This is a genomic window from Pseudomonas asiatica (assembly GCF_009932335.1).
Classification (GTDB): Bacteria; Pseudomonadota; Gammaproteobacteria; order Pseudomonadales; family Pseudomonadaceae; genus Aquipseudomonas; species Aquipseudomonas asiatica.
Map to the genome: position 1 here is coordinate 120,473 of NZ_BLJF01000003.1, position 18,640 is coordinate 139,112.

Here is an 18,640-nt window from a genome sequence, read left to right on the forward strand (position 1 = left end):
TACGACGGCGGCCATCAAATGCCTTCGGGGCCTTCAGGTGAGGCTGAAGAAAATAGAGGCAAAAAAAGCCCGCGCGTGCGAGCTTGATGTTGACCGGTGGGGACCAGAATCTGGGCCCGGCCGGTCATCTATCTGTGAAAGCGTGCAGCTTTTCTGTAAACCTACACCGAATCAGAAGTCCAGGTTCGATACCGACAGCGCGTTGCTTTCGATGAAGTCACGACGCGGCTCGACCGCATCACCCATCAGGGTGTTGAAGATCTGGTCGGCAGCGATCGCATCCTCGATGGTGACCTTGAGCATACGGCGGACGGTTGGGTCCATGGTGGTTTCCCACAGCTGCTCAGGGTTCATCTCGCCCAGCCCTTTGTATCGCTGGATGGTGTGGCGCTTGGTGGTTTCGTTCATCAGCCAATCCAGGCCTTCCTTGAACTCGACAATTGCCTTGCGGCGCTCACCGCGCTGCACATAAGCACCTTCGCCCAACAAGCTGGACAGCTTGGCACCAATGTTGACTACGGTACGGTAGTCATTACTGCCGAAGAAGTCCCGGTTGAAGGTGACGTAGCTGGCCAGGCCGTGGGAGGTAACTTCCACTTCTGGCAACCATACGTTGCGCTCTTTGTCTTCGCGCAGGCTGGCTTTGTAAACCAGGCCGGACTTCTGGCTGTTATTCAGACGTTCCTGGAACTGTGCCAGCCAGGCTTGCATCACAGCGTGGTCACCCAGCTGTTCCAGGCTGACCTCCGGCAGGTAGATGAAGTGCTCGGTCAGCTCTTCCGGGTACAAGCGAGACAGACGCTTGAGTGTCTTCATGACACTACGGAATTCATTCACCAGTGCTTCCAACTGCACACCGGAAACCGCTGGTGCCGACTCGTCCAGGTGCAGGCTGGCATCTTCCAGGGCCGACTGGGTCATGTACTCTTCCATGGCCTCGTCATCCTTGATGTATTGCTCCTGCTTGCCTTTCTTCACCTTGTACAGCGGTGGCTGGGCAATGTAGATGTAGCCGCGCTCGACCAGCTCCGGCAGCTGACGGAAGAAGAAGGTCAGCAGCAGGGTACGGATGTGCGAACCGTCAACGTCAGCATCGGTCATGATGATGATGTTGTGATAACGCAGCTTGTCGATGTTGTACTCTTCGCGGCCGATACCGCAGCCCAGTGCAGTGATCAGCGTGCCCACTTCCTGGGACGAGATCATCTTGTCGAAACGCGCTTTCTCGACGTTGAGGATTTTACCCTTCAACGGCAGGATAGCCTGGGTACGACGGTTGCGGCCTTGCTTGGCCGAGCCACCCGCGGAGTCACCCTCCACCAGGTACAGTTCGGAAAGGGCAGGGTCCTTTTCCTGGCAGTCCGCCAGTTTGCCTGGCAGGCCGGCAATATCCAGCGCGCCTTTACGGCGAGTCATTTCACGGGCTTTACGTGCCGCTTCACGGGCACGGGCAGCATCGATCATCTTGCCAACGACGGCCTTGGCCTCGCTCGGGTTTTCCAACAGGAAGTCGGCGAAGTACTTGTTCATCTCCTGTTCCACGGCGGTTTTCACCTCCGAAGAGACCAGCTTGTCCTTGGTCTGCGAGCTGAACTTAGGGTCCGGCACCTTCACCGAGATGATCGCGGTCAGGCCTTCACGGGCGTCGTCGCCAGTGGTTGCCACCTTGTTCTTCTTGGCCAGGCCTTCCTGTTCGATATAGCTGTTCAGGCTACGGGTCAGCGAGGAACGGAAGCCCACCAGGTGAGTACCGCCATCACGCTGCGGAATGTTGTTGGTGAAGCACAACAGGTTTTCGTTGAAGCTGTCGTTCCACTGCAGGGCGACTTCAACACCCACGCCATCGTCACGCTGGACGTTGAAGTGGAACACCTGGGAGTTGACCGGGGTCTTGTTGGTGTTCAGATATTCAACGAACGCACGCAGGCCACCTTCGTACTTGAAGAACTCTTCCTTACCGCTACGTTCATCCTTCAGCAGGATGCCAACGCCCGAGTTGAGGAACGACAGCTCGCGGATACGCTTGGCCAGGATGTCCCAGCTGAAGTGAATGTTCTTGAAGGTTTCAGCCGAAGGCTTGAAGTGGATGTGGGTACCGGTGGTTTCGCTGTCACCGACAACCGCCATCGGTGCCTGTGGAACACCGTGAACGTAGGTCTGTTCCCAGATCTTGCCGCTACGGCGAACGGTCAGTACCAGTTTCTCAGACAGGGCGTTCACTACAGAAACACCTACGCCGTGCAGACCGCCGGATACCTTGTAGGAGTTGTCGTCGAACTTACCGCCAGCGTGCAGCACGGTCATGATGACCTCGGCTGCGGAAACGCCTTCTTCTTTATGCACGTCGACCGGAATGCCGCGACCGTTGTCGCGCACACTGATGGATTCGTCCGGGTGGATGATGACGGTGATGTCATCGCAGTGACCGGCGAGGGCTTCGTCGATCGAGTTGTCGACCACCTCGAAGACCATGTGGTGCAGGCCGCTACCATCATCGGTGTCGCCAATGTACATGCCGGGGCGCTTGCGCACGGCATCCAAACCTTTCAGCACCTTGATGCTGGAGGAGTCGTACGTTTGATTTTCGCTCATGCATTCACTCCCGATGGTCGTGGGTCTGGGTGATACGGCCTTGTTCCACGTGGAACAAAGCAACTGGCGTTTCCGTCTGCCAGCCTTCCCTCAGTAATTCGTGATCTACACAGGTGATGAACACCTGGCAGCGTAATTCTTCAAGCAAGCGACACAGCGCGCGGCGATGCTGGTCGTCCAGTTCGGACGGCAAGTCATCCACGAGATAAATACAGTGACCGCGGCGAGCCTGACTAACGAGGTGGCCTTGGGCAATGCGCAATGCGCACACCACCAGCTTTTGCTGACCACGCGACAGGATGTCGGCTGCATTGTTGGCAGCCAGACGAAGACGCAGATCAGCACGCTGCGGACCGGCCTGGGTGTGGCCCATCTGCTGATCGCGAAGGAGAGAGGAAGCGAGTACTTCTTGCAGTTCCCGGTCCTTGTCCCAGCCTCGGTAGTAGCTAAGGGTCAACCCGTCCAGCTCGACCAGTTCGCTCAGGGTTCGCTCGAAGACGGGCTTCAAGGCCTTGATGTAGTTGCGACGGTATTCATCTATTTCCGCACTGGCCAGGCACAATTCCCGGTCCCAGGCGGCTTGCGAAGCTGGGTCAAGTGTACCATGCCGCAACCATGAGTTCCGCTGCCGGAGTGCCTTCTGCAGCCGTTGCCAGGCTGGCAGAAAACGAGGTTCCACGTGGAACACCCCCCAATCCAGGAACTGGCGACGTATTTTCGGAGCGCCTTCCAACAAGCGGAAACTGTCCGGATTGATGAGCTGAAGCGGTAGCAATTCAGCGAGCTGCGCTGCACTCCGCGCATTCTGCCCATCGATGCGAATAGTGAACTCCCCTTGCCGCTCCCGGGATACACCCAAGTTGCTGCTGCCACCCTCGGCCAACTGCACTTCGCCGAACACGGTACAGGCAGGCTGCTCGTACTGGATAACCGGATTCAGGCGGGTGCTGCGGAACGAGCGCGCCAGCCCGAGCAGGTGCACGGCCTCAAGCACGCTGGTTTTGCCGCTGCCGTTGGCGCCGTAAAGGATGTTGATGCGGGGGGACGGTGAGAGTGTCACCGGGTGCAAGTTGCGCACCGCGGTGACCATGATACGTCGAAGAGACATTTCGCCTGCTACGGGTTACAGACGCATTGGCATGACAACGTAGGAAGAATCGTCATTGCCAGCTTCCTGCAGCAGGGCGCTGCTGTTGGAATCGGACAGGATCAGACGAACTTGCTCGGTAGTCATTACGCCCAGCACGTCCAGCAGGTAGCTGACGTTGAAGCCGATTTCCAGCGAGCTACCTTCGTAGTCCACGCTGATTTCTTCTTCAGCTTCTTCCTGCTCGGGGTTGTTGGCCTGGATCTTCAGTTGGCCAGCAGCCAGTTGCAGGCGGATACCGCGGTACTTTTCGTTGGAAAGAATCGCAGTACGGCTGAAGGCTTCACGCAGCGCCTGACGGTCGCCGACCACCAGCTTGTCACCGCCCTTGGGCAGTACGCGCTCGTAGTCCGGGAACTTGCCGTCCACCAGCTTGGAAGTGAAGGTGAATTCACCGGTGGTGGCGCGAATGTGGTGCTGGCCCAGGACGATGCTGACCATGCCTTCCGGGTCGGTCAGCAGGCGTGCCAGTTCGAGGATACCTTTGCGTGGCACGATGACCTGGTGGCGATCATCCTGCTCGATCGGTGCGCTCATGGAGCACAGCGCCAGGCGATGACCGTCAGTGGACACAGCTCGCAGGGTGTTGCGGGAAACCTCCAGCAGCATACCGTTGAGGTAGTAGCGCACATCCTGCTGGGCCATGGCGAAACTGGTGCGCTCGATCAGGCGGCGCAGCTTGCTCTGTTCCAGGTTGCAGGTCAGCGAGCCCGGGCCTTCTTCCACGGTCGGGAAGTCATTGGCTGGCAGGGTCGACAGGGTAAAGCGGCTGCGGCCGGCCTTGACCAACAGTTTCTGCTCGTCGACCTTGATATCGATCAGGACGTCGTTCGGCAGGCTTTTGCAAATGTCCATCAGCTTGCGTGCCGGGACAGTGATTTCGCCAGGCTCGGCCGGCTCTTCCAGTTGCACGCGGCCTACCAGTTCGACTTCCAGGTCGGTACCAGTCAACGACAGTTGCTGGCCTTGCACGACCAGCAATACGTTGGACAGGACCGGCAAGGTCTGGCGGCGCTCGACGACACCGGCGACCAGTTGCAGGGGTTTCAACAGGGCTTCGCGTTGAATGGTGAAATGCATGGTCTAGTCCCTTGCCTTCAATTAGCTGCGCAGACGGCCATCAGGTCGTCAGCGTCCGCAGCAGGTTCTTGTAGTCCTCGCGGATGTCCGCGTCGGATTCCTTCAGTTCGTTGATCTTGCGGCAGGCGTGCAGCACGGTCGTATGGTCGCGACCACCGAACATGTCGCCGATTTCCGGCAGACTGTGGTTGGTCAGTTCCTTGGACAGGGCCATGGCCACCTGGCGTGGACGCGCCACGGAACGCGAACGACGCTTGGACAACAGATCGGAGATCTTGATCTTGTAGTACTCGGCGACGGTACGCTGAATGTTATCCACACTGACCAGCTTGTCCTGGAGCGCCAGCAGGTCCTTGAGCGACTCACGAATCAGTTCGATGGTGATGTCGCGGCCCATGAAGTGCGAGTGAGCGATCACCCGCTTCAATGCGCCTTCCAGTTCACGGACGTTGGAACGGATGCGCTGAGCAATGAAGAAGGCCGCGTCATGCGGCAGTTCGACCTTGGCCTGGTCGGCCTTCTTCATCAGGATCGCCACGCGGGTTTCCAGCTCTGGTGGCTCGACGGCCACCGTCAGGCCCCAACCAAAGCGCGACTTCAGACGCTCTTCCAGGCCTTCGATCTCCTTGGGGTAGCGGTCAGAGGTAAGGATTACCTGCTGGCCACCCTCGAGCAGGGCGTTGAAGGTGTGGAAAAACTCTTCCTGCGAGCGCTCTTTACGGGCAAAGAACTGGATATCGTCGATCAGCAACGCATCCACCGAGCGGTAGAAACGCTTGAATTCGTTGATGGCGTTGAGCTGCAGCGCCTTGACCATGTCCGCGACGAAGCGCTCCGAATGCAGGTACACGACCTTGGCGTTCGGGTTCTTCTTCAGCAGGTGGTTACCCACAGCATGCATGAGGTGGGTTTTACCCAGGCCCACACCACCATAAAGGAAGAGCGGGTTGTAACCATGCTTGGGGTTGTCTGCCACCTGCCAGGCAGCCGCGCGCGCCAGCTGGTTCGACTTACCTTCGACGAAGGTGTCGAAGGTGAAGGTGCGGTTCAGGTAACTGGTGTGTTTGAGCGCACCTTCAACCTGCACGGTACGCTGTTCGGTCCGGGCACTGCCAGACGACGCAGAAGCCGGTTCGGCCATGGCATCGAAGCTGTCACGCGAGGATGGCTCGGCCAGTTCATCGACCAGCACTGGCTCGGCCGCCGCGACGGCGACGGGTTCGACCGCTGCCGGCACTGCCTTCTGTGTCTGGCTCTGGGCCAGCGAGGCGGCCACCGCAGCACTTACTGGCGCGTTGGGTGCGGCACGTGGCGCGGAGCTGCGACGGCTGCCGATCAACAAGGAAAGGGCAGGCGCAATGCCGCTGCCGTTTTCGCCCAACAGCTCGAGCAAACGACCCAGGTACTTTTCATTGACCCAATCGAGAACGAAACGGTTAGGCGCATAGACGCGCAACTCGTCGCCTTCGGCTTCGACCTGTAGCGGACGGATCCAGGTGTTGAATTGCTGGGCAGGCAGTTCATCGCGCAGAAGCTCCACGCACTGCTGCCAAAGTTCCACTGACACGGATATCCCCTGAGTTTGAAAGCCGGATGAGGCAAAAACAAACCGCCATTGTACCGGTCGAGCGTCCAGTTATCCACATGTGGACACGTTAGGAACCATGACAAAACAGCCATTTATCGACCAAAACGGCTTCCTCACACTGTGAATAAGCCCTGTGGATAAGCAGCCATGAGCGCTATGCACAACCCTGAGGCCAGGTCTGTTGATAACTCCGCTGTGGATAAGCGGCGATTTAATCCACAGCTTTTGACCACGAAGAAAACAAGCGCAGCACCGGTTGAGAACACAGTTGTAAAACTCTATACAGCCCGGATTTTCTGGCCTCAAGCAGGTTATACACAGAAGGTTATCCACTTAAGATTTATAGATTCTTCAGAAAAGCTTTTTATATGTCTCTTCTTTTTTTTCATGTTGTCCCCAATTCGTGTGTCCGATCAAGCACCCTTGGGGGATGAACAAGCACGCACCGTCCATCACGTGCTCTATATGGAAAGACTGGTTGGAAATTGACCTACGGGCTTGCTTTCTCTAGAATCGCCGGTCTCTTAAAAAGGGGGCCATCCCGGCCCGTCGTCGACAAACCAGGTAACACGCCATGAAACGTACTTTCCAACCAAGCACCATCAAGCGCGCGCGCACCCACGGCTTCCGTGCCCGTATGGCTACCAAGAACGGCCGCGCTGTTCTGTCGCGTCGTCGTGCCAAAGGCCGTAAGCGTCTGGCCATTTGATTTTTCGGCACAGGTGGTGAGTCAGGACTTCAGTCGGGAAAAGCGACTGCTTACACCCCGACATTTCAAAGCGGTCTTCGACTCCCCAACCGGCAAGGTTCCAGGGAAAAACCTGCTGATCCTTGCTCGCGAGAACGGCCTCGATCACCCACGCCTTGGCCTGGTGATCGGCAAGAAGAGCGTCAAGCTCGCCGTTCAACGCAACCGCCTCAAGCGCTTGATGCGCGATTCCTTTCGCCTGAACCAGCAATTGCTTGCCGGGTTGGACATTGTGATCGTCGCGCGCAAGGGATTGGGTGAGATAGAAAACCCGGAATTGCACCAACACTTTGGCAAACTCTGGAAACGCCTGGCGCGCAGCCGGCCCAGTCCAGCAGTAACCGCCAATTCCGTAGGGGTAGACAGCCAAGATGCGTAAACTGGCGCTCGTTCCGATCCAGTTTTACCGTTACGCCATTAGTCCTCTGATGGCCAATCACTGTCGTTTCTTCCCCAGTTGCTCCTGTTACGCTTATGAAGCCATCGAAAACCACGGCCTCTGGCGTGGTGGGTGGCTAGCCGTTCGTCGCCTGGGGCGTTGTCATCCGTGGAACGACGGCGGTTTCGATCCCGTTCCTCCCGCTCCTTCCTCCCGAACTTCTTCGATAGCCGAGTAATCATGGATATTAAACGCACGATCCTGATCGTCGCCCTGGCAATCGTGTCCTACGTCATGGTCCTCAAGTGGAACCAGGACTACGGCCAGGCTGCCCTGCCGACTCAGAATACTGCTGCCAGCACCGTTGCCCCGGGTTTGCCGGATGGCGTACCGGCCGGTAACGCCGGCGCCAGCGCCGATGTGCCAAGCGCCAACGCCGAAACCAGCGCAGCCGAACTGGCACCGGTTGCGGTCAGCAAGGACCTGATCCGGGTCAAGACCGATGTCCTGGAGCTGGCTATCGATCCGGTCGGTGGTGACATCGTCCAGCTGAACCTGCCGCAGTACCCACGTCGCCAGGACCACCCGGAAATTCCGTTCCAGCTGTTCGACAACGGTGGCGAACGTGTCTACCTGGCACAAAGCGGCCTGACCGGCGTAAACGGTCCGGATGCCCGCCCTGCCGGTCGCCCTCTGTACGCTACCGACAAGAAGGGTTACCAGCTGGCCGATGGCCAGGAACAACTGGTGGTCGACCTGAAGTTCAGTGACAACGGCGTCAACTACATCAAGCGCTTCAGCTTCAAGCGCGGCGAGTACGACCTGACCGTCAGCTATCTGATCGACAACCAGAGCGGTCAGGCCTGGAGCGGCAACATGTTTGCCCAGCTCAAGCGTGACGCCAGCTCCGATCCGTCGTCGAGTACTGCCACCGGCACCGCCACCTACCTGGGCGCTGCCCTGTGGACTGCTTCCGAGCCTTACAAAAAGGTCTCGATGAAGGACATCGACAAAGGTAGTTTGAAAGAAAATGTGTCCGGCGGCTGGGTTGCCTGGCTGCAGCACTACTTCGTGACCGCCTGGATTCCGGCCAAGTCGGACAACAACGTTGTCCAGACCCGCAAGGACAGCCAGGGCAACTACATCATCGGCTACACCGGCCCGGCCATCAGCGTGCCTGCTGGCGGCAAGGTCGAAACCAGCGCCATGCTGTACGCCGGCCCGAAAATCCAGTCCAAGCTGAAAGAGTTGTCCCCAGGCCTGGAACTGACCGTCGACTATGGCTTCCTGTGGTTCATCGCCCAGCCGATCTTCTGGCTGCTGCAACATATCCACAGCCTGCTGGGTAACTGGGGCTGGTCGATCATCGTGCTGACCATGCTGATCAAAGGCCTGTTCTTCCCGCTGTCGGCTGCCAGCTACCGTTCGATGGCGCGCATGCGTGCCGTTGCGCCGAAGCTCGCTGCACTGAAGGAACGCTTCGGTGACGATCGCCAGAAGATGTCCCAGGCGATGATGGAGCTGTACAAGAAAGAGAAGATCAACCCGCTGGGCGGCTGCTTGCCGATCCTGGTGCAGATGCCAGTGTTCCTGGCCCTGTACTGGGTACTGCTGGAAAGCGTGGAAATGCGCCAGGCTCCATGGATGCTGTGGATTACCGACCTGTCGATCAAGGATCCGTTCTTCATCCTGCCGATCATCATGGGCGCCACCATGTTCATCCAGCAGCGCCTGAACCCGACGCCGCCGGATCCGATGCAGGCCAAGGTGATGAAAATGATGCCGATCATCTTCACCTTCTTCTTCCTGTGGTTCCCGGCTGGTCTGGTGCTGTACTGGGTTGTGAACAACTGCCTGTCGATCGCACAGCAGTGGTACATCACCCGCAGCATCGAAGCAGCCACCAAAAAAGCTGCTGCTTGACAGGCTACTGCGCTAGCCTGTGAATAAAAACGCCCCCTAGTGGGGCGTTTTTGCTATCTGTCGTTTTTGTCGTAGAGGCTTTCCAGCATGAACACTGTGCGTGAAACCATCGCCGCCATCGCCACCGCCCAGGGCCGCGGCGGTGTGGGTATTGTCAGGTTGTCCGGCCCTCTGGCTGCCAAGGCCGGCCAGTTGATCACCGGCCGTACGCTTACCCCGCGCCACGCCCATTACGGCCCGTTCCGCGACGAGGAAGGCCTGGTGCTGGACGAAGGGATCGCGCTGTTCTTCCCCGGGCCGAATTCGTTCACCGGCGAGGACGTGCTGGAACTGCAGGGCCACGGTGGCCCGGTGGTGCTGGATATGCTGCTGCAGCGCTGTGTACAGGTTGGTTGCCGGCTGGCTCGCCCGGGTGAGTTCAGCGAGCGTGCATTCCTCAACGACAAGCTCGACCTGGCCCAGGCCGAAGCCATTGCCGACCTGATCGAAGCCAGTTCCAGCCAAGCTGCGCGCAATGCCCTGCGTTCGCTACAGGGGGAGTTCTCCAAGCGCGTGCACTTCCTGACCGATGCGTTGATTGCGCTGCGCATCTACGTCGAGGCGGCGATCGACTTCCCTGAAGAGGAAATCGACTTCCTCGCCGACGGCCATGTGCTGGCGATGCTCGATACCGTGCGGGGCGAGTTGTCCAAAGTACAGCGTGAAGCCGGGCAGGGGGCTTTGCTGCGTGACGGCATGACTGTGGTCATCGCCGGTAGGCCGAATGCTGGCAAGTCGAGCCTGCTGAACCAGCTGGCCGGGCGGGAAGCGGCCATCGTGACTGATATTGCCGGCACCACGCGGGACATCCTGCGCGAACATATCCACATCGACGGCATGCCGCTACACGTGGTCGATACTGCCGGTTTGCGCGACACCGATGACCATGTGGAAAAGATTGGCGTGGAACGTGCCCTGAAGGCCATTGGCGAGGCAGATCGGGTGTTGTTGGTGGTGGACTCCACCGCGCCCGAGGCCAGCGACCCGTTCGCCCTGTGGCCAGAATTTCTCGACCAGCGGCCAGACCCGGCCAAGGTGACGCTGATTCGGAACAAGGCTGATCTTAGTGGTGAGCGGGTAGCGCTGGAACAGTGCGATGACGGCCATGTAACGATCACCCTCAGTGCCAAAGGGGACGATGCAGGGCTGCAGTTGCTGCGTGACCACCTGAAGGCCTGCATGGGTTATGAACAGACGGCCGAGAGTGGCTTCAGCGCTCGCCGGCGCCATCTGGATGCCCTGCGCCAGGCCAGTGAGCACCTGGAACATGGCCGTGCACAACTGACCCTGGCTGGCGCGGGTGAGCTGTTGGCGGAAGACCTGCGGCAGGCGCAGCAGGCCCTGGGGGAGATTACCGGGGCATTCAGCTCTGATGACCTGCTGGGGCGGATTTTCTCCAGTTTCTGCATCGGCAAGTAATTCACAGCCAGGCAAAACCAAGAGCCGCTCCTTCGGGAGCGGCTTTTTTTTGCCTCAAATTTCGCAGCTTCTACGGAAATCGCGCCGCACCTGAAGGCTGTGCAGAACCCTGTGGGAGCGGGTTCACCCGCGAAGAGGCCGGTGCAGGTTCACATTTTTTTTATTCACCTACCCCAATCTGCTCTCAGGAGCCCTGTGGAAAACTCGCCTTCAGCTCCGTTGATAAGCAGGCTTTTTTTCTGAGGACAAACCCGCTTGTGGGTAAACAGCCATTTAATCCACAGGCTAAATCGTGTTATCCATAGCCCTCATGGTACTCCAGCCACAGGGTTTAATTTTTCTCTACACAGCATGGATAAAGGCCTGCATAAGCTTATCCACAGAAAGGCTTGTGCATAAGAATAAACATAAAAACAAAGCTTTTTTAAATTTTTCCTCTTTGATTTCTGTTGGCTGCCACTCATCCACAGACTGGTCAAAATTTGCTCAGACGGTTTCTTTAAAGGGGGTGAAGTCCCTATACTTGTCCGCTTACCTTCTCTATTCGCAAAAACAGGCACGAGGTGCGTGGTGGATTTCCCTTCCCGTTTTGAAGTGATCGTCATCGGCGGCGGCCATGCCGGTACCGAGGCTGCGCTTGCGTCTGCACGCATGGGTGTGAAAACCCTGTTGTTGACCCATAACGTGGAAACCCTCGGTCACATGAGCTGCAACCCCGCCATTGGCGGTATTGGCAAAAGCCATCTGGTCAAAGAGATCGATGCCCTCGGCGGCGCCATGGCGCTGGCCACCGACAAGAGCGGCATCCAGTTCCGCGTTCTGAACAACCGCAAGGGCCCGGCTGTACGCGCCACCCGTGCACAGGCCGACCGCGCCATCTACAAGGCAGTGGTGCGTGAAATCCTGGAAAACCAGCCGAACCTGTGGATATTCCAGCAGTCCTGCGACGACCTGATCGTCGAGCAGGACCAGGTCAAAGGCGTGGTGACCCAGATGGGCCTGCGTTTCTTCGCCGAATCGGTGGTACTGACCACCGGTACCTTCCTCGGCGGGCTTATCCACATTGGTTTGCAAAACCATTCCGGTGGTCGCGCCGGCGATCCACCTTCGATTGCCCTGGCCCACCGCATGCGTGAACTGCCGCTGCGGGTCGGCCGCCTGAAAACCGGTACCCCGCCACGCATCGACGGCCGCTCGGTGGACTTCTCGGTAATGACCGAGCAGCCAGGCGATACGCCGATTCCGGTGATGTCGTTCATGGGCAATGCCCAGATGCACCCGCGTCAGGTGAGCTGCTGGATTACCCACACCAATGCGCGCACCCACGAGATCATCGCCTCGAACCTCGACCGTTCGCCGATGTACTCGGGTGTCATCGAAGGTGTTGGCCCGCGCTACTGCCCGTCGATCGAAGACAAGATCCACCGCTTCGCCGACAAGGAAAGCCACCAGGTGTTCATTGAGCCGGAAGGCCTGACCACCCATGAGCTGTACCCCAACGGTATTTCCACTTCGCTGCCGTTCGACGTGCAGCTGGAGCTGGTGCGGTCGATCCGTGGCATGGAGAACGCCCACATCGTGCGCCCGGGCTATGCCATCGAATACGACTACTTCGACCCGCGTGACCTCAAGTACAGCCTCGAGACCAAAGTCATCGGCGGCCTGTTCTTCGCCGGCCAGATCAACGGCACCACCGGTTACGAAGAAGCCGGCGCCCAAGGTTTGCTGGCCGGGACCAACGCGGCCCTGCGGGCGCAGGGCCGAGACAGCTGGTGCCCGCGCCGCGACGAGGCATACATCGGCGTACTGGTCGACGACCTGATTACCCTGGGTACCCAGGAGCCGTACCGCATGTTCACTTCGCGTGCCGAGTACCGCCTGATCCTACGCGAAGACAACGCCGACCTGCGGCTGACCGAAAAGGGCCGTGAACTCGGCCTGATCGACGACCAGCGTTGGGCCGCCTTCTGCGCCAAGCGCGACGGCATCGAACGCGAGGAGCAGCGCCTGAAGTCGACCTGGGTACGCCCGAACACCGAGCAAGGCCAGGCGATTGTGGATAAGTTCGGTACCCCGCTCAGCCACGAGTACAGCCTGCTCAACCTGCTGGCGCGCCCGGAAATCGACTACGCCGGCCTGATCGAGGCAACCGGCGGCGAAGCGATCGATCCACAGGTCGCCGAGCAGGTCGAAATTCGCACCAAGTACGCCGGCTACATCGACCGCCAGCAGGATGAAATCGCACGTCTGCGCGCCAGCGAAGACACCCGCCTGCCTGTGGATATCGATTACTCGACGATTTCCGGCCTGTCCAAGGAAATCCAGGGCAAGCTGGGCCAGACCCGTCCGGAAACCCTGGGTCAGGCTTCGCGTATCCCGGGCGTGACCCCGGCGGCGATTTCCCTGTTGCTGATTCACTTGAAAAAACGCGGCGCTGGCCGCGAATTGGAGCAAAGCGCTTGAGTTCCCTGGTCACCCCGCAACACGCTGAAGAGTTGTCCACAGGTGCGCGTCAGCTCGGTGTCGAGCTGAGCGCCGAGCATCACGAGATGCTGCTCGGCTACCTGGCCCTGCTGATCAAATGGAACAAAGCCTACAACCTCACCGCCGTGCGCGACCCCAACGAGATGGTGTCGCGTCACCTGCTCGACAGCCTCAGTGTCATGCCGTTTATCCACAGCGAGCGTGATAATTGGCTGGATGTCGGCAGTGGCGGTGGCATGCCCGGTATCCCGTTGGCTATCCTGCATCCACACAAGCGCGTGACGGTGCTGGACGCCAATGGCAAGAAGACCCGCTTCCTGACCCAGGTGAAAATGGAGCTCAAGTTGGACAACCTCACGGTTATCCACAGCCGGGTCGAAGCCTTCCAGCCGGCACAACCTTTCAGCGGAATCATCTCTCGCGCCTTCAGCAGCATGGAGAACTTCACCAACTGGACCCGCCACCTGGGCGACACCGGGACGCAATGGCTTGCAATGAAGGGGCTGCATCCTGCCGATGAACTGGTAGCATTGCCCGCAGACTTCACAGTGGAAAGCGAGCAGGCCCTGACCGTTCCAGGTTGCCAGGGCCAGCGCCATCTGCTGATACTGCGCCGCAAGGCATGACTGGGAACACACGCAACAATGGCTAAGGTATTCGCAATCGCGAACCAGAAAGGTGGTGTGGGCAAGACCACCACCTGTATCAATCTCGCTGCCTCGCTGGCCGCGACCAAGCGTCGTGTGCTGCTGATCGACCTCGATCCGCAGGGCAACGCCACCATGGGCAGCGGTGTGGACAAGCACGAGCTCGAGCACTCGGTCTACGACCTGTTGATCGGGGAATGCGACCTGGCCCAGGCCATGCATTACTCCGAGCACGGTGGTTTCCAGTTGCTGCCGGCCAACCGTGACCTGACAGCCGCCGAAGTGGTGCTGCTGGAAATGCAGGTCAAGGAGAGCCGCCTGCGCAACGCCTTGGCGCCTATCCGCGAGAACTACGACTACATCCTCATCGATTGCCCTCCGTCGCTGTCGATGCTGACGCTCAACGCACTGGTCGCTTCAGATGGCGTGATCATCCCGATGCAGTGCGAGTATTACGCACTGGAAGGTCTCAGCGACCTTGTGGATAACATCAAGCGCATCGCCGCCCGGTTGAACCCGGAGCTGAAGATCGAGGGCCTGCTGCGGACCATGTACGATCCGCGCCTGAGCCTGAACAACGATGTCTCGGCGCAGCTGAAGGAGCACTTTGGCCCGCAGCTGTACGACACGGTCATTCCGCGCAACATTCGCCTGGCCGAGGCCCCGAGCTTCGGCATGCCGGCCCTGGCCTACGACAAGCAATCGCGAGGCGCGCTGGCTTATCTGGCCCTGGCTGGGGAACTGGTACGCCGTCAACGCCGTCAATCACGCACTGCACAAACAACTTAAGGAATCCGTATGGCCGTCAAGAAACGGGGTCTCGGACGTGGGTTGGATGCACTGCTCAGTGGTCCTTCCGTCAGCGCGCTCGAAGAGCAGGCTGTGAAGATCGACCAGAAAGAACTGCAACACCTGCCGGTCGAGCTGATCCAGCGTGGCAAATACCAGCCGCGTCGGGACATGGACCCGGAGGCGCTGGAAGAGCTCGCGCACTCGATTCGCAACCATGGCGTGATGCAACCGATCGTGGTGCGCCCGATCGATGGCAACCGCTACGAGATCATCGCCGGTGAGCGCCGCTGGCGCGCCACCCAGCAGGCTGGCCTGGACAAGATCCCGGCGATGGTCCGCGAAGTGCCCGACGAAGCCGCCATCGCCATGGCGCTGATCGAGAACATCCAGCGTGAAGACCTCAACCCGCTGGAAGAGGCGCTGGCCCTGCAGCGCCTGCAGCAGGAGTTCGAACTCACCCAGCAACAGGTGGCCGATGCCGTAGGCAAGTCGCGGGTAACCGTGGCCAACCTGCTGCGCCTGATCACCCTGCCTGACGCGATCAAGACCATGCTTGCCCATGGCGACCTGGAGATGGGCCACGCCCGAGCATTGCTCGGCCTGGAAGAACACCGGCAGGAGGAGGGGGCGCGTCATGTTGTCGCACGTGGCCTCACCGTGCGCCAAACCGAGGCACTGGTTCGCCAGTGGCTCAGTGACAAACCTGATCCGGTCGAACCGAGCAAACCTGATCCGGATATCGCACGCCTTGAACAGCGGCTCGCAGAGCGCCTGGGCTCGGCCGTGCAGATACGCCATGGCAACAAGGGCAAAGGCCAATTGGTTATTCGCTACAACTCGCTTGACGAGTTGCAAGGCGTGCTTGCTCACATCCGCTGAAACAATTCCCGTTGTAGCGCGCAGTCGGAAATCACTACCGAATAGTTGAATAGGGGTTAATCCACCCCTATACTCTGCGCGCATTTTGTCGGCACAAATTATGCCAAGTCATAACTGACTTGCTGGTCGACTTCCGAGGAGCAGTTGTGATGGAAATCCGCACGCCAAACCGCCTGCCTTTCCATCGCTGGGCGGTTTTCCCGGTACTGCTGGCTCAATTCGTCGTACTGCTGCTGGCAACGTTGGTGTTGTGGCAGTGGAAAGGGGCGGTCAGTGGATATTCAGGCCTTTGCGGAGGTTTGATTGCCTGGCTACCCAATGTGTATTTCGCCTGGAAGGCTTTTCGCTTCAGTGGGGCCCGGGCGGCACAAGCCATCGTCAAGTCGTTCTACGCTGGCGAGGCAGGCAAGATGATTTTGACGGCAGTGCTTTTTGCACTGACCTTCGCAGGAGTGAAGCCACTGGCGCCGCTAGCAGTATTCGGCGTCTTCGTGTTGACCCTTTTGGTCAGCTGGTTCGCGCCCCTGCTGATGAATAAAAGACTTTCGAGACCTTAGGGCGTTTGAGGCAACCATGGCAGCAGAAACCGCTTCGGGCTATATCCAGCACCACTTGCAGAACCTGACCTACGGTCAACTACCAGACGGCAGCTGGGGCTTCGCCCATTCGGCTGCAGAAGCCAAGGCAATGGGCTTCTGGGCGTTCCACCTGGACACCCTGGGTTGGTCCGTCGCGCTGGGTCTGATCTTCCTGTTCATCTTCCGCATGGCGGCCAAGAAGGCGACTTCCGGCCAACCTGGCGGCCTGCAGAACTTCGTAGAAGTGATGGTGGACTTCGTCAACGGCAGCGTGAAGGACTCCTTCCACGGCCGTAGCCCAGTAATCGCTCCGCTGGCGCTGACCATTTTCGTCTGGGTATTCCTGATGAACGCCGTCGACCTGGTACCGGTCGACTGGATTCCTCAGCTGGCCATCCTGATCTCCGGTGACCCGCACATTCCGTTCCGCGCCGTGTCGACCACCGACCCGAACGCGACCCTGGCCATGGCCTTCTGCGTGTTCGCCCTGATCATCTTCTACAGCATCAAGGTCAAGGGCCTGGGCGGCTTCATCGGTGAGTTGACCCTGCACCCGTTCGGCAGCAAGAACATCTTCGTTCAGATCCTGCTGATTCCGGTCAACTTCCTGCTGGAATTCGTCACCCTGATCGCCAAGCCGATCTCGCTGGCACTGCGTCTGTTCGGCAACATGTACGCCGGCGAACTGGTGTTCATCCTGATCGCTGTAATGTTCGGCTCCGGCCTGCTGTGGCTCAGCGGCCTGGGTGTGGTGCTGCAATGGGCGTGGGCTGTGTTCCACATCCTGATCATCACCCTGCAAGCTTTCATCTTCATGATGCTGACCATCGTCTACCTGTCGATGGCTCACGAAGATAACCATTAAGACCGCCTGGCGTGTCTGATAGCCTTCCCCGCCTGTTCGGGGGGAGGGCTTAAAAAGTCCGCAAGGGCATGCTGTACCAAACGATTTGTTTTACCGCTTCAAACTAAAAACCTAACCAATACGACGTAAAAGTCGGGAGGAAAGATGGAAACTGTAGTTGGTCTGACCGCTATCGCTGTTGCTCTGCTGATCGGCCTGGGTGCTCTGGGTACCGCCATTGGTTTCGGCCTGCTGGGCGGCAAGTTCCTGGAAGGCGCTGCTCGTCAACCAGAAATGGTTCCGATGCTGCAGGTTAAAATGTTCATCGTTGCCGGTCTGCTCGACGCCGTAACCATGATCGGTGTTGGTATCGCTCTGTTCTTCACCTTCGCGAATCCGTTCGTTGGTCAGATCGCCGGCTAATCACTCGTCACCACGAGTTGATGGCTGTATGAATTAAGACCGAGCGAGGTGTTGGCGTGAACATTAATGCAACCCTGATTGGCCAATCCGTTGCTTTTCTGATTTTTGTACTCTTCTGCATGAAGTATGTGTGGCCTCCGGTCATCACTGCCCTGCAAGAGCGCCAAAAGAAGATTGCCGACGGCTTGGACGCTGCCAACCGCGCAGCTCGCGACCTGGAGCTGGCCCAAGAGAAAGCGGGTCAGCAACTGCGCGAAGCTAAAGCACAGGCAGCCGAAATCATCGAGCAAAGCAAGAAACGCGCTGCTCAGCTTGTCGAGGAAGCCCGTGATCAGGCCCGCGTCGAAGCTGACCGTGTGAAGGCTCAGGCTCTGGCCGAGATCGAACAGGAACTGAACAGCGCTAAAGACGCCCTGCGCGCCCAAGTGGGTGCCCTGGCCGTTGGTGGTGCTGAAAAGATCCTTGGCGCCACAATCGATCAAAACGCGCATGCGGAGCTGGTTAACAAACTGGCCGCTGAAATTTAAGCGAGGGCGATCATGGCAGAACTGACCACGTTGGCCCGACCTTACGCTAAGGCTGCCTTTGAGCATGCCCAGGCCCATCAGCAACTGGCCAATTGGTCAGCCATGCTCGGCCTGGCTGCTGCGGTGTCGCAAGACGACACCATGCAGCGCCTGCTCAAGGCCCCGCGACTGACGAGCGCAGAAAAGGCCGCCACGTTCATTGACGTGTGCGGTGACAAGTTCAATGCACAGGCACGGAATTTCATTCATGTTGCCGCGGAAAACGACCGTCTCCTGCTTCTGCCGGAGATTGCCGCCCTGTTCGACCTGTACAAGGCCGAGCAAGAGAAATCCGTGGACGTGGAAGTCACCAGTGCCTTCGCGTTGAACCAAGAACAGCAAGACAAACTCGCCAAGGTTCTCAGTGCACGGTTAGGCCAGGAAGTGCGCCTGCACGCGTCGGAGGATGCCAGCCTGATTGGCGGCGTCGTCATCCGCGCCGGTGACCTGGTAATCGATGGCTCTGTTCGCGGCAAAATCGCGAAACTGGCCGAAGCATTGAAATCTTGAGT

At 58.9% G+C, this 18,640-nt stretch carries 19 protein-coding genes; 15 read left to right on the forward strand and 4 right to left on the reverse strand.

Annotated elements, in window-relative coordinates:
• Positions 1-171: 171 nt before the first annotated feature.
• Genes gyrB through dnaA form a run of 4 tightly spaced genes read right to left on the reverse strand, consistent with a single transcriptional unit; the run spans position 172 to position 6,386 of the window.
• Positions 172-2,592 (reverse strand): DNA topoisomerase (ATP-hydrolyzing) subunit B, encoded by a 2,421-nt coding sequence (gene gyrB / locus GYA95_RS23145; protein WP_085721404.1) that lies wholly within the window; start codon positions 2,590-2,592, stop codon positions 172-174.
• Between the two features lie 4 nt (positions 2,593-2,596).
• Positions 2,597-3,700 carry a DNA replication/repair protein RecF gene (recF, locus tag GYA95_RS23150; protein WP_003260018.1) on the reverse strand — a complete coding sequence of 368 codons (1,104 nt, stop codon included), beginning with the start codon at positions 3,698-3,700 and terminating at the stop codon, positions 2,597-2,599.
• A gap of 15 nt (positions 3,701-3,715) precedes the next feature.
• Positions 3,716-4,819: a DNA polymerase III subunit beta gene (dnaN, locus tag GYA95_RS23155; protein WP_015268408.1), complete on the reverse strand. Its 1,104-nt coding sequence runs from the start codon at positions 4,817-4,819 to the stop codon at positions 3,716-3,718.
• 40 nt (positions 4,820-4,859) lie between these two features.
• On the reverse strand, positions 4,860-6,386 hold the full coding sequence (dnaA, locus tag GYA95_RS23160; protein ID WP_015268407.1) for a chromosomal replication initiator protein DnaA: 1,527 nt from the start codon (positions 6,384-6,386) through the stop codon (positions 4,860-4,862).
• A gap of 168 nt (positions 6,387-6,554) precedes the next feature.
• Here dnaA and GYA95_RS23165 point away from each other — a divergent pair, with 168 nt between their 5' ends.
• From GYA95_RS23165 to GYA95_RS23235, 15 genes are all read left to right on the forward strand, one after another.
• A complete protein-coding gene (locus tag GYA95_RS23165) occupies positions 6,555-6,896 on the forward strand; it encodes a hypothetical protein (RefSeq protein ID WP_161551504.1) in 342 nt (113 codons plus the stop codon).
• A gap of 85 nt (positions 6,897-6,981) precedes the next feature.
• A complete protein-coding gene (gene rpmH, locus GYA95_RS23170) occupies positions 6,982-7,116 on the forward strand; it encodes a 50S ribosomal protein L34 (RefSeq protein WP_003253163.1) in 135 nt (44 codons plus the stop codon).
• Positions 7,117-7,129: 13 nt separating this feature from the next.
• The gene (rnpA, locus tag GYA95_RS23175) at positions 7,130-7,534 is read left to right on the forward strand and encodes a ribonuclease P protein component (RefSeq protein ID WP_003260020.1); all 405 of its coding nucleotides are present in this window, start codon (positions 7,130-7,132) and stop codon (positions 7,532-7,534) included.
• Entirely contained in the window at positions 7,527-7,772 is a 246-nt protein-coding gene (yidD, locus tag GYA95_RS23180; RefSeq protein WP_015268406.1) for a membrane protein insertion efficiency factor YidD, read from the forward strand. The genes rnpA and yidD overlap by 8 nt, the downstream gene beginning before the upstream one ends.
• 2 nt (positions 7,773-7,774) lie before the next feature.
• Positions 7,775-9,457: a membrane protein insertase YidC gene (gene yidC, locus GYA95_RS23185; RefSeq protein WP_015268405.1), complete on the forward strand. Its 1,683-nt coding sequence runs from the start codon at positions 7,775-7,777 to the stop codon at positions 9,455-9,457.
• A gap of 87 nt (positions 9,458-9,544) precedes the next feature.
• Entirely contained in the window at positions 9,545-10,915 is a 1,371-nt protein-coding gene (gene mnmE / locus GYA95_RS23190) for a tRNA uridine-5-carboxymethylaminomethyl(34) synthesis GTPase MnmE (RefSeq protein WP_015268404.1), read from the forward strand.
• Between the two features lie 570 nt (positions 10,916-11,485).
• Complete coding sequence (gene mnmG / locus GYA95_RS23195) at positions 11,486-13,378, forward strand: tRNA uridine-5-carboxymethylaminomethyl(34) synthesis enzyme MnmG (protein WP_015268403.1); 1,893 nt, start codon at positions 11,486-11,488, stop codon at positions 13,376-13,378.
• Positions 13,375-14,025 carry a 16S rRNA (guanine(527)-N(7))-methyltransferase RsmG gene (gene rsmG, locus GYA95_RS23200; protein WP_015268402.1) on the forward strand — a complete coding sequence of 217 codons (651 nt, stop codon included), beginning with the start codon at positions 13,375-13,377 and terminating at the stop codon, positions 14,023-14,025. Before mnmG ends, rsmG begins: the two co-directional genes overlap by 4 nt.
• An 18-nt stretch (positions 14,026-14,043) precedes the next feature.
• Positions 14,044-14,835: a ParA family protein gene (locus GYA95_RS23205; protein ID WP_012274913.1), complete on the forward strand. Its 792-nt coding sequence runs from the start codon at positions 14,044-14,046 to the stop codon at positions 14,833-14,835.
• Between the two features lie 9 nt (positions 14,836-14,844).
• Entirely contained in the window at positions 14,845-15,717 is an 873-nt protein-coding gene (locus tag GYA95_RS23210) for a ParB/RepB/Spo0J family partition protein (RefSeq protein WP_003260029.1), read from the forward strand.
• Positions 15,718-15,866: 149 nt separating this feature from the next.
• Positions 15,867-16,274: a F0F1 ATP synthase subunit I gene (locus tag GYA95_RS23215; RefSeq protein ID WP_008092225.1), complete on the forward strand. Its 408-nt coding sequence runs from the start codon at positions 15,867-15,869 to the stop codon at positions 16,272-16,274.
• A gap of 16 nt (positions 16,275-16,290) precedes the next feature.
• Entirely contained in the window at positions 16,291-17,160 is an 870-nt protein-coding gene (atpB, locus tag GYA95_RS23220) for a F0F1 ATP synthase subunit A (protein ID WP_003260030.1), read from the forward strand.
• A 144-nt stretch (positions 17,161-17,304) separates the two neighbouring features.
• Positions 17,305-17,562: a F0F1 ATP synthase subunit C gene (gene atpE, locus GYA95_RS23225; protein WP_003097235.1), complete on the forward strand. Its 258-nt coding sequence runs from the start codon at positions 17,305-17,307 to the stop codon at positions 17,560-17,562.
• A 56-nt stretch (positions 17,563-17,618) separates the two neighbouring features.
• Complete coding sequence (locus tag GYA95_RS23230) at positions 17,619-18,089, forward strand: F0F1 ATP synthase subunit B (RefSeq protein ID WP_003260032.1); 471 nt, start codon at positions 17,619-17,621, stop codon at positions 18,087-18,089.
• A 12-nt stretch (positions 18,090-18,101) separates the two neighbouring features.
• Positions 18,102-18,638 carry a F0F1 ATP synthase subunit delta gene (locus GYA95_RS23235; protein ID WP_003260034.1) on the forward strand — a complete coding sequence of 179 codons (537 nt, stop codon included), beginning with the start codon at positions 18,102-18,104 and terminating at the stop codon, positions 18,636-18,638.
• The last annotated feature ends 2 nt before the right edge of the window (positions 18,639-18,640 follow it).

Bases quoted from the DNA above. Each gene is read 5' to 3' on its own strand.
- gyrB (WP_085721404.1), bottom strand. From the start codon at position 2,592: ATGAGCGAAAATCAAACGTACGACTCCTCCAGCATCAAGGTGCTGAAA.
- recF (WP_003260018.1), bottom strand. From the start codon at position 3,700: ATGTCTCTTCGACGTATCATGGTCACCGCGGTGCGCAACTTGCACCCG.
- dnaN (WP_015268408.1), bottom strand. From the start codon at position 4,819: ATGCATTTCACCATTCAACGCGAAGCCCTGTTGAAACCCCTGCAACTG.
- GYA95_RS23165 (WP_161551504.1), top strand. From the start codon at position 6,555: ATGAGCGCTATGCACAACCCTGAGGCCAGGTCTGTTGATAACTCCGCT.
- rpmH (WP_003253163.1), top strand. From the start codon at position 6,982: ATGAAACGTACTTTCCAACCAAGCACCATCAAGCGCGCGCGCACCCAC.
- yidD (WP_015268406.1), top strand. From the start codon at position 7,527: ATGCGTAAACTGGCGCTCGTTCCGATCCAGTTTTACCGTTACGCCATT.
- yidC (WP_015268405.1), top strand. From the start codon at position 7,775: ATGGATATTAAACGCACGATCCTGATCGTCGCCCTGGCAATCGTGTCC.
- mnmE (WP_015268404.1), top strand. From the start codon at position 9,545: ATGAACACTGTGCGTGAAACCATCGCCGCCATCGCCACCGCCCAGGGC.
- GYA95_RS23205 (WP_012274913.1), top strand. From the start codon at position 14,044: ATGGCTAAGGTATTCGCAATCGCGAACCAGAAAGGTGGTGTGGGCAAG.
- GYA95_RS23210 (WP_003260029.1), top strand. From the start codon at position 14,845: ATGGCCGTCAAGAAACGGGGTCTCGGACGTGGGTTGGATGCACTGCTC.
- GYA95_RS23215 (WP_008092225.1), top strand. From the start codon at position 15,867: ATGGAAATCCGCACGCCAAACCGCCTGCCTTTCCATCGCTGGGCGGTT.
- atpB (WP_003260030.1), top strand. From the start codon at position 16,291: ATGGCAGCAGAAACCGCTTCGGGCTATATCCAGCACCACTTGCAGAAC.
- atpE (WP_003097235.1), top strand. From the start codon at position 17,305: ATGGAAACTGTAGTTGGTCTGACCGCTATCGCTGTTGCTCTGCTGATC.
- GYA95_RS23235 (WP_003260034.1), top strand. From the start codon at position 18,102: ATGGCAGAACTGACCACGTTGGCCCGACCTTACGCTAAGGCTGCCTTT.